Below are 14,533 nucleotides of genomic sequence, written 5' to 3'. Positions count from 1 at the left end.
AAAGCCTGTTTTCAATATTTAATTCTAATTACTTCTTAAGAAATCACGCCGCTTCCAACCAATTCGTCATCGATATACCAAGCAGCAAACTGTCCTTCAGCAATAGCAGATTGAGCATTTTCAAATTCCATATAAAAGCCGTCTTCAAACTGATAAATCGTTGCTTTTTCCAAAGCCTGGCGATAACGGATTCTTGCCATTACGCCCATAGACTCTCCGTTTTTCAATCTCAAATCTTCACGAACCCAATGAACTTCAGAATTATCAATTTTCAAAGCGCTTCTGAAAAGTCCCGGGAAATTTCTTCCTTCGCCCACGAAAATGATATTGTTTTCCATTTCTCTGGAGATGATGAAGCAGCTCTCTTTGTGTCCGCCAATTCCCAATCCTTTGCTTTGACCAATCGTGAAAAACTGCGCACCTTGGTGCTTGCCAATCACTTTTCCGTCCTCTTTTTTATAATTGATTTTCGCCGACAGATATTCCAATTCCTGTTGTTTTGAATTGAAGTTTGGTTGAGGTTTATAATATTCCGCAAAGTCATTGAAGATTTCCACAATTTCGCCTTCTTTTGGAACCAATTGCTGTTGAAGAAAAGTTGGCAAACTTACCTTACCAATGAAGCAAAGTCCCTGAGAATCTTTCTTATCGGCCGTTACCAAACCGATTTCTTTAGCGATTTCTCTCACTTCAGGTTTAGTCAATTCTCCGATTGGAAACAACGCTTTAGAAAGCTGATCTTGGCTCAACTGACAGAGGAAATAACTTTGATCTTTATTATTATCTTTCCCAGCTAAAAGATGAAAAATCTCCTTTCCGTTTTCATCAAAAGTGGATTCAACGCGGGCGTAATGTCCGGTTGCAACTTTCTCAGCACCAAGTGATAAAGCCGTTTTCATGAAAACATCGAATTTCACTTCACGGTTACAAAGCACATCGGGATTTGGCGTTCTGCCTTTTTGATATTCATCAAACATATAATCTACGATTCGCTCCTTGTAGAGCTCGCTCATATCGATGACCTGATAAGGAATTCCTAATTTTTGTGCGACAAGAAGCGCATCATTACTGTCTTCTATCCAAGGGCATTCATCTTCCAATGTTACCGATGCATCGTTCCAGTTTCGCATAAAAAGTGCGATAACTTCGTGACCTTGCTGTTGCAACAGATAAGCGGTCACACTAGAATCTACGCCTCCGGAGAGGCCAACTACTATTTTCATTTGATTTCAATTTTACGAAACTCTTGACGGGAGTTCTTAGTTTTGATGGTGCAAAAATACAATTAAAAGAGTCGAAAAAAAACCATAATTTTAAACATCGATAAAAACAATCTTATGAAGAAAATTTTCACATTAAATTTAATACTCGTTAGTATTCTTAGCTTTTCTCAAGTGGCAATCAGTTCCGGAAGTCAAACCAATCGCTGGACTTTTGGTGGTGGCTTGGGAGTTGGTTTTGGAAGTAATTCATATTTTAATCTACAGGTTTCCCCGAGAGTTGGTTATAAAATCACAGACCAATTGGAAGGCGGGATTATTGGAAATGTTTCCTGGCAAAAAGATGACTATTACACCTCCACAATGTTTGGGGTTGGTCCTTTTGCCAATTATTATTTTGCCCGCTCGTTCTTTATAGGAGCTAATCTTCAGCAATATTTCATTAATTCTAAAGAGAAATACACAGGTTATAAATTCAATACCGATGAAACAGCGCTTTATCTTGGCGGTGGTTATATGCAGAGTTTGGGGAATAATGCGTTTGCACAGTTCGGATTGATGTACAATGTACTTTGGAAGGAGAGAAGTAGTATTTTCAGTACAGGATTTATCCCAAGTGTAGGATTTGTAGTAGGGTTATAATAAAAATAAAGCCCTCCTAATAGTTCATCATTCGTGTTTAAACAAGCTATAGAGGGCCTTATAAAGGGTTGCAAAAGTATAATGAATTTCTGGATAAAAAATTAACGTTTGTTAATTACTACTTAAAAATTCTTTTTTTTATTCTGCTGAGAGATACCGGCGTGATTCCCAGAAGGGAAGCGATGTATTTCGATGGGACTTTTTGAAGCACATTTGCATTTTCCTCCAAATGTTTTTGGTATCTTTCCTCAGGATTAAGAAGTACAAAATCTTCAATATTTTTCAATAGAATACCTATCATCATCAGAAACATATTACCTCTTAGATTATTGAGCGTAATACTTTTCTGAGAGCCTTGGTTTATAGCATCATAGGTCAGTTCAAAAACCTCGGTTTCTCCAATGGACTGATAAAAATACCTTGATGGGCGATTATAGATGATACCATCATAGTTACCAACAAAGCTTTTTTTATTATGGAAAAGAACAGTTTTTTCTGTTCCATTATCTAGAAGATGATATACCCGGACGATACCACTTTTAATGTAGTAGACTTTTGTATTATTATCACCCGGCTGTATAAAAATATCTCCAGAATTGCGTTTTCTGAAAGATAGATCAGGCAAAAGTATTTCCAGGTCTTCTTTATTAAGTCCAGGAATATTTTTCAATAGATATTCTTTTAACGATTCTTCCATAATATAAAAAGACCACCTCAATAAAAGGTGGTCATATTAATTCAATGTAATTTATTTTACACTTTCTTTTTTTTCTTTATGGGCTTCCCCTTCCAATCCATCTTTAGCTTCATTGACCTTCAAAACAACTTGTTGGCCTTCGCTGAATTGTTTATTGACAAGCATTTCTGCTAACAGATCTTCGATGTATTTTTGAATTGCACGTTTGAGAGGTCTCGCTCCAAAGTCTTTATCCCAACCTTTTTCAGCAATGAAATCTTTGGCTTCCTCTGTCAATTCAACTTTATAGCCTAATTTTTCTAATCTGCTGTAAAGTTTTCCTAACTCAAGGTCGATGATCTTTCTGATGTCGGTCTGTACAAGAGAATTGAAGATAATAATATCATCGATCCTGTTCAAAAATTCCGGAGCAAAAGCTTTCTTCAATGCGCTTTCTATCGTAGATCTTGCTCTTGCATCGGTATTCGTTTTCTTTGCAGAAGTTCCGAATCCTACACCGTCCCCGAAATCTTTCAGGTCTCTGGTTCCGATATTGGAAGTTAAAATAATGATCGTATTTCTGAAATCAATTTTTCTTCCAAGAGAATCCGTTACGAAACCTTCGTCCAGAATTTGCAATAGGATATTGAAAACATCAGGATGTGCTTTTTCAATCTCGTCCAAAAGAACAACAGCGTAAGGTTTTCTTCTGACAGCTTCCGTCAATTGCCCACCTTCTTCATAGCCAACATATCCCGGAGGCGCACCAACCAATCTGGAAACTGCAAATTTCTCCATATATTCGCTCATGTCGATTCTAATCAGAGCTTCGTCAGAATCAAATAATTCGCGTGCCATTACTTTTGCCAATTCTGTTTTACCAACACCGGTTGTTCCAAGGAAAATGAATGTTCCGATCGGACGGTTCGGATCTTTAAGACCGGCTCTGTTTCTTTGGATGGCTTTCACCACTTTTTTCACAGCATCTTCCTGGCCTATTACTTTTCCGTTCAGTTTATCATCCATTTGAGCCAGTTTATCAAGCTCATTTTTGCCAACTTTGGTCACAGGTACACCGCTCATCATAGAAACTACTTCGGCAACACTTTCTTCGGTAACTTCCTCTTTTTTCTCTTTTACATCTTTGTCCCATTGTTCTTGAGCAAGATTTAGTTCGATTTGAAGTCTTTCTTCTTCGTCCTTCAATTTCCTTGCTTCCAGATAATCCTGAGCTTTCACAGCTTTTTGCTTCAGTTCTTTGACTTCTTCGATACGGGATTCGTGATCGATGATCTCAGTCGGAACTTTCATGTTCTTGATATAAACCCTTGATCCGGCTTCGTCCATCGCATCAATCGCCTTGTCCGGAAGGAATCTGTCTGTAATATATCTTGCTGTCAAATTAACGCAGGCATTGATGGCCTCATCACTGTAATGCACATTGTGATGGTCTTCATATTTATCTTTGATTTGATGGAGGATCTGAATTGTTTCCTCAATTGAAGTTGGTTCAACCATTACCTTTTGGAATCTTCTTTCCAAAGCCCCATCTTTCTCGATGTACTGACGATATTCGTCCAATGTTGTTGCTCCGATGCACTGGATCTCACCTCTTGCCAAAGCTGGTTTGAACATATTGGAAGCATCTAAACTTCCTGTGGAACTTCCCGCACCAACAATTGTATGCAGCTCATCTATGAAAAGAATGACATCTCTGTTTTTCTCAAGTTCTGTCATTATCGCTTTCATTCTTTCTTCGAACTGTCCACGATATTTGGTTCCGGCAACCAGACTTGCAAGATCTAATGTGATAACACGTTTACCATAAAGAACCCTGGAAACCTTTTTCTGCTGAATTCTCAAAGCCAAACCTTCTGCAATTGCAGATTTACCAACTCCAGGCTCACCGATCAAAAGCGGATTGTTCTTTTTTCTTCTTGATAAGATCTGAGAAACACGCTCGATCTCTTTTTCACGACCGATAACAGGGTCCAGCTTTCCGTCCCTTGCAAGAGATGTCAGGTCACGACCAAAATTATCCAAAGTAGGTGTTTTGCTTTTCTGAGCACCAAGATTTCCTGTTGGCTTTTTCATTTGGCTGTAAGGTTCATCTTTTTCCTCATCATCGTCGTAAGCACTATTTTGCGGAAGCTGATCAGTGTTTTTCAACATTGTTCTATATGCCTTCTGTACAGCATCGTAATCTATATCATAAGCTTGAAGAATGCTTGAAGTAGGATCTTCTTGCTTATATAATATCCCTAATAAAAGATGCACCGTATTGATATCAGCAGATTGATACTGGCGACATTCCAATTCAGACCTCTTTACGGCCTGATCTGCCATTTTGGTAAAAGAGATGCTTCCCATATTTGCAGTAAACGGATTAGAATTCACAGCACTGAGGGTTTCTATCTTTCTTTTTATCTGGGTAAGGTCCGCGCTTAGATTTTCGAGGATCTCTTTTGCAGAATTTTCAGTTTTAATGATTCCTAAAAGGAAATGTTCAGTATTCAGAAATTCACTCTGCAAACGCCTTGCTTCATTTTTGCTTTGCTTGAACACACGGTTCAAACCATCTGAAAATTTATAATCCATAATTAAAAATATACACTAAGTTATGTTTTTTATGATCAATCCTACAATAAATTATTGTAAAATTTAAATATTTGGTTGCAAATAGGTTGCCATTAGAAAAAACAGGACTTTCTGACATTATTTTTTTTTCAGTTCAAAAATGTTTAGGTTTGTAATCCTCAAAAAAATTATTAAATGGATAATTGGTCAGAATATGTTGGTTATTTGGCTTCCGTTTTCGTGGTCTGCAGTTTCTTATTAAAAAAAATCACAACCATTAGAACGGTAAATTTGTTGGGATGCATATGTTTTGTAGTCTATGGTATATATAGTGGAACGCTTTGGCCAATTATTATTCCGAATGCCGTTCTCGCTTTTATTCAGATCTATCACATCATAAAAAAAGATTAAGATGAAAGTTATCGTAAGTGTTTTTAATAATCTGTACACGGACCAACGTGTGGAAAAGGTATGTAAGACGCTTTATGATAGTGGATATCAGCCGATCCTTATTGGAAATAACTGGTTGGGAGCGCCAGAAATGGAGCGGCCTTATCCTTTTTTCCGGATTCCTTTGAAATCCAAGATACTCCGATTAGCTTATATAGAATACCAGAAAAAGTTATATCAGGAAATCAAAAAAAATGCTGACAATAAGACCATTTTATTGGCCAATGACCTGGAAACATTGATGCCAAATTATCTCGTTTCTAAAAAATTGGGCATACCCCTGGTCTTTGATAGTCATGAGATCTTTACAGAAATGCCGACAATACAAGGTCGTTGGGTAAAACATATTTGGAAGAAGATAGAAAAGACCTTTGTGCCAAAAATCAAAAAAATGGTAGCTGCGAGTGAGTCCTATGCTAACTGGTTTTCAAAAGAATACGGAATCAATAAGCCTGTTGTTTTAAGAAATTTGCCTCGAAAGCTCGAGTTTAACGGAACGACAGAAAATTCTACCAAAATAATCCTATATCAAGGCTGGTTAAACTATTCACGTGGAATCGATAAGGCAATTCTTGCAATGCAATCGATTGAAAATGCTGAACTTTGGATCGCGGGTGGTGGTCCAATGGAAAAGGAATTTCGAGAAATCGCGAAAAAGTCTAAAGTTGAAAATAAAATCAAATTCCTTGGGAAACTTCGTCCTGAAGATCTTCGTGAAATCACTCCAAAAGCCGATGTTGGATTGAGCATCGAAGAAAATAATGGATTAAGCTATTACTATTCTTTACCAAACAAGATCTCTGATTATATCCAATCCCGAGTTCCCGTCGTAGTTTCTGATTTTCCAGAAATGTCGAGCATTGTAAGGTCGTTTGGGGTTGGCGAGATTATAGAAAATCATTCTCCGGAGCATCTTGCAGAAAAACTTAAAATAGTTCTTGGAAAAGGGAAGGCCGCTTACCTTCATAACTTAAATGTGGCCGCAGACGAACTTTGCTGGGAAAATGAAGAGGATAAGATTCTCAAGATATTCTCAGACTGCAAAAAAGAATTAGAACACAGTCATTAACCTTTTCCTTTTTGAGCAATCTAAAGATTGTATGATTTTTGATAATTAATTATTCTAATATAATGAATATGAGATCTTTTATTTTAATGATAAGTATTGCGCTGATGACAATGAGTTGCGGAAGCCAAATTTATCTTGACCCGGTAACATTAACTTCCTCGATAGAAAAAAAAGAATTTGATTTCAACGCAACGAGAGCATTTCCAACCAATTATGATGTCATTAACGTAATGAACTCGATGCCAGGTTCCACGGGAACTAGACTTTTGAACCTTGACCCAGGTTATGGATTCAATCTCAAAAAAGATTTGTTCAGTGTTGCTTTACCGTACTTTGGAAGAGCTTTTAATGTGAGTCCTGGCGATGCCACAAAAGGTGGATTGACCTTTGAATCTAAAGAATTCACAGTAAAACAATCCACGAGCAAAAAAGGAAATACACTTTTTGTGATCACACCGAGAGACCAAAAAGAAAATTATGTTTTCAGTCTAGAGATATTTAAAAATGGAAGTGCATTTTTGTCTATACAATCCAATAATAGACAGCCAATCAGCTTTGACGGAAATATTTCAGCTGCGAAATAATTAATTTCCAAATAACTTTTTCACAAAATCATTGGCTTCGGAACTCGGATTAGACAGGAGTTCTGAAGCATTTTTTTTATGCTCCTGAAAAGAATTTTCCATAAGATGGTCATTTTTTGCCTTTTCAAGAATATATTCTTTCACCCAAAATTCGAATCTTTTCTGAGCCTGATTTTTTCTTGTTTCTAGGAAAGTTCCGTTTTTTTTCTTTAATGAGATATAATCCTCGATTTTATTATAGATTTCATCAAGCCCTGTTTTCTCCAAAGCTGAGCCAAGAATCACAGGGATTTTCCAATTTTTCTCTTTAGGAGTAATGAATTGCAGAGCTCTTGTGAGTTCGGTTTTAGTCATTTTAGCTTTCGAGAGATTCTCGGAATTGACTTTATTGATGAAGATCAAATCCGCCATTTCCATTATTCCGCGTTTGATTCCTTGCAATTCGTCGCCAGTTCCAATGACTTTCAGAAAAAGAAAAACGTCCGTAATGTCATTGACTAAAGTTTCACTTTGACCGACTCCAACCGTTTCTATCAGGATATAATCAAAACCTGCTGCTTCACAAATCAGAAGACTTTCAAAAGTCGTATTGGCAATTCCGCCCAAAAATCCGGAACTTGGACTTGGCCGGATAAAAGCATTCGGGTCTTTTGCCAATTCTTCCATTCTGGTTTTATCGCCTAGAATACTTCCTTTATTGATAGATGAACTTGGGTCTATTGCCAGAACAGCCACTTTTTTTCCTTGTTCAATCGCAAACTTCCCAAAACTTTCTATGAATGTCGATTTTCCAGCACCAGGAACGCCAGTAATTCCAATTCGGACAGATTTTCCTGTGAATGGTAAGATTTCTTTCAGTAATTTATCCGCCATTTCCCGATGCTCAGGCTTTTTACTTTCGACAAGTGTAATGGCTTTTCCCAAGATCCTTTTGTCCGAAGATTGGATTCCATCGATATAATCCTGTAAGCTGAGTTGTTTTGTCATTGGGAATTTGGAATAATTACAAATTACGTTGGGCTGATTTTATCTGCAACCAAATTGATTACTTTTGATAAAATCAAATTCAAAAATAATGAAAAAATACATATACAGTTTGTGCCTTTTGGGCGTAATCGTCTATTCTTGTAAAACACAACAAACAACATCGCCAACGACGGGAGCTAATACGGCTATTGTAAATCTTACCAAAGAAGAAATCCTTAAAAAAGGAGAGGATCTGTACAACCTGCGTTGTGGAAGATGTCACGGATTACCAACACCTTCGGAGTTCACCGTTGCTGATTGGAAACCGATTATGGAAAGAATGGCACCAAAAGCAAAATTAACAGCAGAAGAAACCAACTGGGTTTTAGCTTATGTGAATGCTAATGCTAAGAAATAGTTAAAGTATAAAAAGGAAACCTTATTGGGTTTCCTTCTTCTTTTCATTTTTACGCTTACAAGCTGTTTTGGATTTTTTTGGCATTTTCTCTTTGATGAGTTTTTCTTTACTCTTCAAAAAGTCCAGCATCGATTGGTCATAAGCAAAATTCTTAGCTTTCTTCAAATTTTCCAATGCCTTTTTGAAATCCATTTTTATCTCAGACAAATGTGCCTTATGGATTAGAATTCTACATTTATCAATTCCTTTTATTTTTAAAGAATAGGTAATCAGTTTTTCTGCTTCCTGCAAATCTTCGTTATCCAAAAGACATTTGATGTAATATTTTGGCGTTTTCAGATTGGTGACATCACATTGCATCGCTTCCTCGAAATAGAGTTTTGCTTTTTCATAATCATTGAGCATTTCGCTGTAGATTCTTCCCATCAAACAAATCGAATCTGCTCTTCAGGGTCGTACGAAAGCGCGTAATTCAACGCTTCAAGACAATCCGGCAAGCTGTAAGGATAGTTATCCAAAGCTTCGAAATAATATTTACTTTTAGTTAAGGTCATTTCTGTAGTTTTTTAATTCGTTTTTCAGTTGATTTCTTTCTTTTTTGAAAGATTTTTCCTGATGATTCTTTTTAAAATCGCTTCCCGAGAATGTTCGGATTGGATTTCCTCTTTGAACATTCAAATGATTGTTCCACGTTTCCTGCATTTGTTTTTCCAATTGTTGAATATGAAATTCCATCACTTTTTCTTTTAAGCGAATAATTGAAAGTTTTTTATTCTCAACCTGCGAACGGGAATCCTGCACGAAAACACTTTGTCCGGTTTTCGGATAGATTGCCCGAACGGCTGTTTCCACTTTATTCACGTTTTGTCCGCCGCTTCCCTGACTTCTCGCCGTCTGAAACTGAATTTCTTTCTCATTAAATTCAATTTTCTCCAAACCTTCCAGTTCGAAAATCCCGATAAACCAATTGCTTCGTTTATGAAATTTTCTGTAGGTGCTTTTCCCAATCCAAAGAATACTACCAAGCCAGGTTTTTAAAAATTCATTTATATCTTTTCCTTTTAATAATAAGGCCACAGATTTCAAAGTCAGGTTTTCATCGCCATTTTCACGGTGAATGATTTCGTAATCGATTTTATTTTGTTTTGCTTCCTCAAGAAAAACCTTCAGAACTTTGGCAACTACCCATTGACATTCTAAAAGTCCTTTTCCCGAGGTGATTTGTATTATTTTGTCCATTGATTTTTAATTTTTTTTGTCATTCCGACGAAGGAGGAATCTCTTTTGAAATGTTGAGATTCTTCACTACGTTCAGAATGACAGAGTGTATTTACTTATCCATCCTTACAATTCGGGGTTGGAAAGTTCCAAGAATATCGACCAAATCGTTTTGTGCGTTCATCACTTCATTAATGTCTTTGTACGCCATCGGAGCTTCTTCGGCATTTCCGCCCAGCAACGCAACATTTTTAAGTTTTAATTCTTTCTTAATGTCATTTTGAGTAAAACGGTTTCTGCATTCACCTCTCGAAAATTCCCGTCCAGCTCCGTGCGAAGCTGAATTTAAAGAATCTGGATTTCCTTTTCCACGAACGATGAAACCTTTCGCCGTCATCGAACCCGGAATCATTCCCAATTCATTTTCATTGGCTGGAGTTGCGCCTTTTCTGTGAACGATCACTTCTTTTCCGTTGTGGATTTCTTTCCAAGCAAAGTTGTGATGGTTTTCAATTCTGGCTTTCACTCTTCCTCCGACTGCTTTCACCAATCTTCTGTGAATATCGTCGTGACAAGCCGAAGCGTAATCTCCCGCCAAATTCATTGCTGTCCAATATTCTAAGCCGAGATGCGTGTTCAAATCCAGCCAAGCGAAGTTTTGTGCTTCTTTTGGCAACGGACATTGTTCTGTCGCGACTCTTGAATAATACTGAGCGATTTCGGCTCCCAATCCGCGCGAACCACTGTGAGAAAGAATTCCGAGGTATTTTCCTTTTGGAAGTCCGATTTGTTCGTCTTCTTCCGTGATTTCAACCTCTCCAAATTCCACAAAGTGATTTCCACCGCCAGAACTTCCCATTTGTTTGATGGCTTTTCCTTTTAATCTTCTCAAAATCGGAATCAAATCGAACGTATCTCTGTCGAAAATTTCGTGGTCGATGTGAGATTTGTGCGTTTCGTACATGCCGAATTTGGTGTGTTCTGCAAGCGCTTTTTCATATTTGTCTTTTGCGCCGTCGAGATATGAAATTGGCGTATCCAGAATACTGAGCGACATTCTGCAACCAATATCCATCCCGACTCCATAAGGAATCACTGCATTTTCAACTGCTAGAACTCCACCAATTGGAAGTCCGTAACCGCTGTGTGCATCGGGCATCAAAGCACCTTGTGTTGCAATTGGCAGTTTCAGTGCGATGTACAGTTGGTTTTTTGCTTCCTCTGAAATATTATTTCCGAAAATCTGAAATGATGCCCGGTTGGTATTGAGCATTCTTTTCTCAGTTTTCTTTGATGAAAGCAAAGCTTCTGCAATTTGTCCAAAGGTTAAATCTTTCTCGAAGTTCTCCGGATTTTGCTGGATTTCCTTGAGAAGAGATTTTACATAATGAATATTTTTGGTTGCAAAATTTCTTTTCATCACTTCCAAAGCGATGTTAACGCTCTGGTTGTTTGGATAACCCAATTTTAATATATCTTTTCCTTTTAGTTTTAAATTTCCCATTGTTTTCTATAATTGATAAATGATGAGAGATAAGTGATTTTCTCACATCGAATATTTTCAACTAGTTTTTTAGTTGATGTTTGTTGTCACAATATTTTTATGACAAATGTTGATTTGGAGTTGAAATCCTTAGCCCCGATTGCAGCGGCATCCTTTTTTTGCCTTGGCTTGAAAAAAGCGTTGGCGGAAAAAGATATAGCGGAAAGCGGGATTAAGCTCCTAATAAAAATTGATTTCGGGGAAACTGTTTTGAGTTTGAAATATTGCGCAATAAAAAACCCGAAAATCTTACGACTTCGGGTTTTGATATTTCATTGTACTGTTATTCTAAGAATGTACCAAACCACGAAGCCTCGCCTTTGCAAAAGGCAATCCTACTGATGTATGTTGATTGTATTTGAACATTGCTTCGTTGTTATTTTTGTTGATTGAACTTAATTTTCAGATGCAAATATAGAATTATTTTTTAAATGTGAAGAAAAAAAATGTCAATAGAGAAAATGCAATTAAATGCATATAAAAAGAATATTTGTTGGGTTTCTTATAATAGAAGAATCTTACTCCATTGATTAAAAGAAGAATAAAAGAAATAAGATATAAAAAGATTACGGACAGGATATCTAAGTTTGGTGTACATGGCCCCGATTTGAACCTTCCCGAGATTGCAATTAAAAATATTACTAAAATCGCGAGAGCATAAAAATTGAATGAAAGTAGGGCATTGCTGTATTTTTTATTTAGTTTTCCAAACATTACTTATAAATAAAGGTTAAGCCAAAAATTTCTCTAAAATATCAACCGCACACTTCGGCAAATTAGTCCCAGGACCAAAAATAAAATCTGCGCCATTGGCGTAAAGAAAGTCGTAATCTTGCTTCGGAATCACACCGCCGACAACAATGGTAATATCGTCAGCACCGAGTTTTTTCAGTTCTTCCACAACTTGTGGAACCAATGTTTTGTGACCAGCGGCTAAACTTGAAACACCTAAAATATGAATGTCGTTCTCAACAGCTTGTTTCGCCACTTCTTCCGGTGTTTGGAATAACGGCGCAACATCTACATCAAATCCCATATCTGCAAAGGCCGTCGCAACCACTTTTGCACCTCGATCGTGACCATCTTGCCCCATTTTGGCAACCATAATTCTTGGCCGTCTTCCTTCTGCATCTTCAAATTTCTGACTTAAAGCAAGGGCTTTTTCAAAGTATTCATTTTTTCCTGCATTCATAGCGTAAACTCCTGAAATAGTTCTGATGTTGGCCTTGTAACGCCCGAAACTTTCTTCCATTGCGTCACTCATTTCGCCTAAAGTTACTCTTCTTCTTGCAGCTTCTATACAAAGTTCAAGAAGATTTCCGTTTCCGGTTTTGGCGGTTTCTCGGATTTTATTTAAAATGTCTTCAACGGCTTCTGAGTTTCGTTCGGCTTTAATTTTTTCTAATCTTTCGATTTGTTTTCTGCGGACTTCTGTATTATCGATGTCGAGAATGTCGATGTCGGTTTGTTTAAGATTGGATTTGAAGGAATTAACGCCAATGATAAATTCTTCGCCACTGTCGATTTTAGCTTGTTTTATGGCGGCAGCTTCCTCAATTCTCATTTTCGGGATTCCGGCTTCGATGGCTTTGGTCATTCCGCCTTCTTTTTCGACCTCATCAATATATTTCATTGCTTCGTCAATCATTTGCTGAGTCAGAGATTCGACTAAATGACTTCCGCCCATTGGGTCGACTACGTCGCAAATTCCGCTTTCCTGCTGAAGAATGATTTGAGTATTTCTTGCAATTTTCGCTGAATAATCTGTTGGTAAAGCAATGGCTTCATCCAAAGCATTGGTATGCAAAGACTGTGTTCCGCCCAAAGCTGAAGACAACGCCTCAATTGTAGTTCGGGTGATATTATTAAACGGTTCTTGTTCTGTTAAACTCCAGCCAGAGGTTTGGGAATGTGTTCTTAAGGCTAAAGATTTTTGATTCTGAGGATTGAATTGTGTCAGGAGATTTGCCCAGATATAACGAGCGGCACGCATCTTGGCGATTTCCATAAAGTGATTCATTCCAATAGCCCAGAAAAAGGATAATCTAGGAGCAAAATCATCGACGTTCATTCCGGCTTTTATTCCGGTTCTTACATATTCCAAACCGTCGGCTAAAGTGTAAGCCATTTCCAAAACGGGCGTTGCACCGGCTTCCTGCATATGATAACCTGAGATTGAAATGGAGTTGAATTTTGGAATATTCTTGGAAGTATATTCGAAAATATCGGCGATGATTTTCATTGATGGCGTCGGCGGATAGATGTAAGTGTTCCGAACCATAAATTCTTTCAGAATGTCATTCTGAATTGTTCCGGACAATTTATCCTGAGAAACGCCTTGCTCTTCTGCTGCGACAATGTAGAAAGACAAAATCGGAAGAACTGCGCCATTCATTGTCATTGAAACCGAAATCTCGTCCAAAGGAATCTGGTCGAAAAGGATTTTCATATCCTCGACAGAATCAATCGCAACGCCTGCCTTACCAACATCTCCAACGACTCTTGCGTGGTCTGAATCGTAACCTCTGTGTGTTGCCAAATCGAAAGCTACGGAAAGTCCTTTCTGACCTGCTGCAAGATTTCTTCTGTAAAATGCGTTTGATTCTTCTGCTGTGGAAAAGCCTGCATATTGGCGTATTGTCCAAGGTTTCTGAACATACATCGTGGAATATGGACCACGAAGAAAAGGCGCAATTCCGGCTGAGCCGTTCAAAATACGTTTGTTTTTTACATCTTCTGCAGAATATTTTGATTTCAGTTCCAATCCGTCTTTTTCAAAAGTGTAATTTTCTGAATTCGAATTGAATTTAATATTTTGAAAATCAGGGTTTTGGGTTTTTATTTTGTGGCGCATTTTTCCTTTTATCTTCTGAAAGTAAATGTAATAAATTTTGAAACTGTGATGAACCACAAAAGGCATAAAAGTTTTTGTAATAATTTTAAAGGGATATTATGATAATTATTTCTGTGATTCTTAGACGCAAAGGCACAAAAGGGTTTTTATGCAATTCTACGTTTTAAGGCACAAAGATTTGACTTCGTCAAATTTTATTATAGCGTTCTTTTTGAATAGCTTTTGTGTCTTTGTGTTTTCTATAAAGCGACAATTTGTCATTATTTTTTTGATGGTCTTTTTTTTGAGAAACGTTGGATTGACGGCGAAGCTGCGA

The 14,533-nt window shown here is 37.4% G+C and carries 14 protein-coding genes; 5 read left to right on the top strand and 9 right to left on the bottom strand.

The window, feature by feature from the left end:
* Positions 1-35: 35 nt before the first annotated feature.
* Positions 36-1,223: a tRNA 2-thiouridine(34) synthase MnmA gene (gene mnmA / locus BLT30_RS11485; RefSeq protein WP_089873658.1), complete on the bottom strand. Its 1,188-nt coding sequence runs from the start codon at positions 1,221-1,223 to the stop codon at positions 36-38.
* A 114-nt stretch (positions 1,224-1,337) separates the two neighbouring features.
* On the opposite strand from mnmA, the gene BLT30_RS11480 reads away from it, so the two are divergent.
* Entirely contained in the window at positions 1,338-1,862 is a 525-nt protein-coding gene (locus BLT30_RS11480) for a hypothetical protein (RefSeq protein ID WP_089873657.1), read from the top strand.
* A gap of 118 nt (positions 1,863-1,980) precedes the next feature.
* Here BLT30_RS11480 and BLT30_RS11475 read toward each other — a convergent pair whose 3' ends face one another.
* Together BLT30_RS11475 and BLT30_RS11470 are read right to left on the bottom strand one after the other, a co-directional pair.
* The gene (locus BLT30_RS11475) at positions 1,981-2,559 is read right to left on the bottom strand and encodes a Crp/Fnr family transcriptional regulator (protein ID WP_089873656.1); all 579 of its coding nucleotides are present in this window, start codon (positions 2,557-2,559) and stop codon (positions 1,981-1,983) included.
* Positions 2,560-2,610: 51 nt separating this feature from the next.
* A complete protein-coding gene (locus BLT30_RS11470) occupies positions 2,611-5,136 on the bottom strand; it encodes an ATP-dependent Clp protease ATP-binding subunit (protein WP_089873655.1) in 2,526 nt (841 codons plus the stop codon).
* A gap of 174 nt (positions 5,137-5,310) precedes the next feature.
* Here BLT30_RS11470 and BLT30_RS11465 point away from each other — a divergent pair, with 174 nt between their 5' ends.
* The 3 genes from BLT30_RS11465 to BLT30_RS11455 all read left to right on the top strand — a co-directional run bounded on the left by BLT30_RS11465 (position 5,311) and on the right by BLT30_RS11455 (position 7,218).
* Positions 5,311-5,526 (top strand): uroporphyrinogen decarboxylase, encoded by a 216-nt coding sequence (locus BLT30_RS11465; protein WP_089873654.1) that lies wholly within the window; start codon positions 5,311-5,313, stop codon positions 5,524-5,526.
* Position 5,527: 1 nt separating this feature from the next.
* Positions 5,528-6,634 (top strand): glycosyltransferase, encoded by a 1,107-nt coding sequence (locus tag BLT30_RS11460; protein WP_089873653.1) that lies wholly within the window; start codon positions 5,528-5,530, stop codon positions 6,632-6,634.
* Positions 6,635-6,702: 68 nt separating this feature from the next.
* On the top strand, positions 6,703-7,218 hold the full coding sequence (locus BLT30_RS11455; protein ID WP_175487180.1) for a DUF4251 domain-containing protein: 516 nt from the start codon (positions 6,703-6,705) through the stop codon (positions 7,216-7,218).
* On the opposite strand, the gene meaB is transcribed toward BLT30_RS11455, so the two are convergent.
* On the bottom strand, positions 7,219-8,205 hold the full coding sequence (gene meaB, locus BLT30_RS11450) for a methylmalonyl Co-A mutase-associated GTPase MeaB (protein WP_089873651.1): 987 nt from the start codon (positions 8,203-8,205) through the stop codon (positions 7,219-7,221).
* 88 nt (positions 8,206-8,293) lie between these two features.
* On the opposite strand from meaB, the gene BLT30_RS11445 reads away from it, so the two are divergent.
* Entirely contained in the window at positions 8,294-8,602 is a 309-nt protein-coding gene (locus tag BLT30_RS11445; protein WP_089873650.1) for a hypothetical protein, read from the top strand.
* A gap of 21 nt (positions 8,603-8,623) precedes the next feature.
* On the opposite strand, the gene BLT30_RS11440 is transcribed toward BLT30_RS11445, so the two are convergent.
* The 5 genes from BLT30_RS11440 to scpA all read right to left on the bottom strand — a co-directional run bounded on the left by BLT30_RS11440 (position 8,624) and on the right by scpA (position 14,217).
* On the bottom strand, positions 8,624-9,028 hold the full coding sequence (locus BLT30_RS11440; protein ID WP_245707168.1) for a tetratricopeptide repeat protein: 405 nt from the start codon (positions 9,026-9,028) through the stop codon (positions 8,624-8,626).
* Complete coding sequence (locus tag BLT30_RS18395; RefSeq protein WP_262488087.1) at positions 9,028-9,156, bottom strand: hypothetical protein; 129 nt, start codon at positions 9,154-9,156, stop codon at positions 9,028-9,030. Before BLT30_RS18395 ends, BLT30_RS11440 begins: the two co-directional genes overlap by 1 nt.
* On the bottom strand, positions 9,143-9,841 hold the full coding sequence (prfH, locus tag BLT30_RS11435; protein WP_089873649.1) for a peptide chain release factor H: 699 nt from the start codon (positions 9,839-9,841) through the stop codon (positions 9,143-9,145). Before prfH ends, BLT30_RS18395 begins: the two co-directional genes overlap by 14 nt.
* Positions 9,842-9,932: 91 nt before the next feature.
* Positions 9,933-11,324: an RtcB family protein gene (locus BLT30_RS11430; protein ID WP_089873648.1), complete on the bottom strand. Its 1,392-nt coding sequence runs from the start codon at positions 11,322-11,324 to the stop codon at positions 9,933-9,935.
* Between the two features lie 769 nt (positions 11,325-12,093).
* Entirely contained in the window at positions 12,094-14,217 is a 2,124-nt protein-coding gene (gene scpA, locus BLT30_RS11415) for a methylmalonyl-CoA mutase (protein ID WP_089873754.1), read from the bottom strand.
* Positions 14,218-14,533: the final 316 nt, after the last annotated feature.

The organism is Epilithonimonas hungarica (genome assembly GCF_900102265.1).
GTDB classification, from domain to species: Bacteria; Bacteroidota; Bacteroidia; order Flavobacteriales; family Weeksellaceae; genus Epilithonimonas; species Epilithonimonas hungarica.
The sequence above is the reverse complement of the archived record's forward strand: the minus strand, read 5'-3'. Positions and strand labels throughout refer to the sequence as shown.

What these genes read in the sequence shown, in the direction of transcription:
- mnmA (WP_089873658.1), bottom strand. Translation starts at nt 1,223, where the DNA reads ATGAAAATAGTAGTTGGCCTCTCCGGAGGCGTAGATTCTAGTGTGACC.
- BLT30_RS11480 (WP_089873657.1), top strand. Translation starts at nt 1,338, where the DNA reads ATGAAGAAAATTTTCACATTAAATTTAATACTCGTTAGTATTCTTAGC.
- BLT30_RS11475 (WP_089873656.1), bottom strand. Translation starts at nt 2,559, where the DNA reads ATGGAAGAATCGTTAAAAGAATATCTATTGAAAAATATTCCTGGACTT.
- BLT30_RS11470 (WP_089873655.1), bottom strand. Translation starts at nt 5,136, where the DNA reads ATGGATTATAAATTTTCAGATGGTTTGAACCGTGTGTTCAAGCAAAGC.
- BLT30_RS11465 (WP_089873654.1), top strand. Translation starts at nt 5,311, where the DNA reads ATGGATAATTGGTCAGAATATGTTGGTTATTTGGCTTCCGTTTTCGTG.
- BLT30_RS11460 (WP_089873653.1), top strand. Translation starts at nt 5,528, where the DNA reads ATGAAAGTTATCGTAAGTGTTTTTAATAATCTGTACACGGACCAACGT.
- BLT30_RS11455 (WP_175487180.1), top strand. Translation starts at nt 6,703, where the DNA reads ATGAGATCTTTTATTTTAATGATAAGTATTGCGCTGATGACAATGAGT.
- meaB (WP_089873651.1), bottom strand. Translation starts at nt 8,205, where the DNA reads ATGACAAAACAACTCAGCTTACAGGATTATATCGATGGAATCCAATCT.
- BLT30_RS11445 (WP_089873650.1), top strand. Translation starts at nt 8,294, where the DNA reads ATGAAAAAATACATATACAGTTTGTGCCTTTTGGGCGTAATCGTCTAT.
- BLT30_RS11440 (WP_245707168.1), bottom strand. Translation starts at nt 9,028, where the DNA reads ATGGGAAGAATCTACAGCGAAATGCTCAATGATTATGAAAAAGCAAAA.
- BLT30_RS18395 (WP_262488087.1), bottom strand. Translation starts at nt 9,156, where the DNA reads ATGACCTTAACTAAAAGTAAATATTATTTCGAAGCTTTGGATAACTAT.
- prfH (WP_089873649.1), bottom strand. Translation starts at nt 9,841, where the DNA reads ATGGACAAAATAATACAAATCACCTCGGGAAAAGGACTTTTAGAATGT.
- BLT30_RS11430 (WP_089873648.1), bottom strand. Translation starts at nt 11,324, where the DNA reads ATGGGAAATTTAAAACTAAAAGGAAAAGATATATTAAAATTGGGTTAT.
- scpA (WP_089873754.1), bottom strand. Translation starts at nt 14,217, where the DNA reads ATGCGCCACAAAATAAAAACCCAAAACCCTGATTTTCAAAATATTAAA.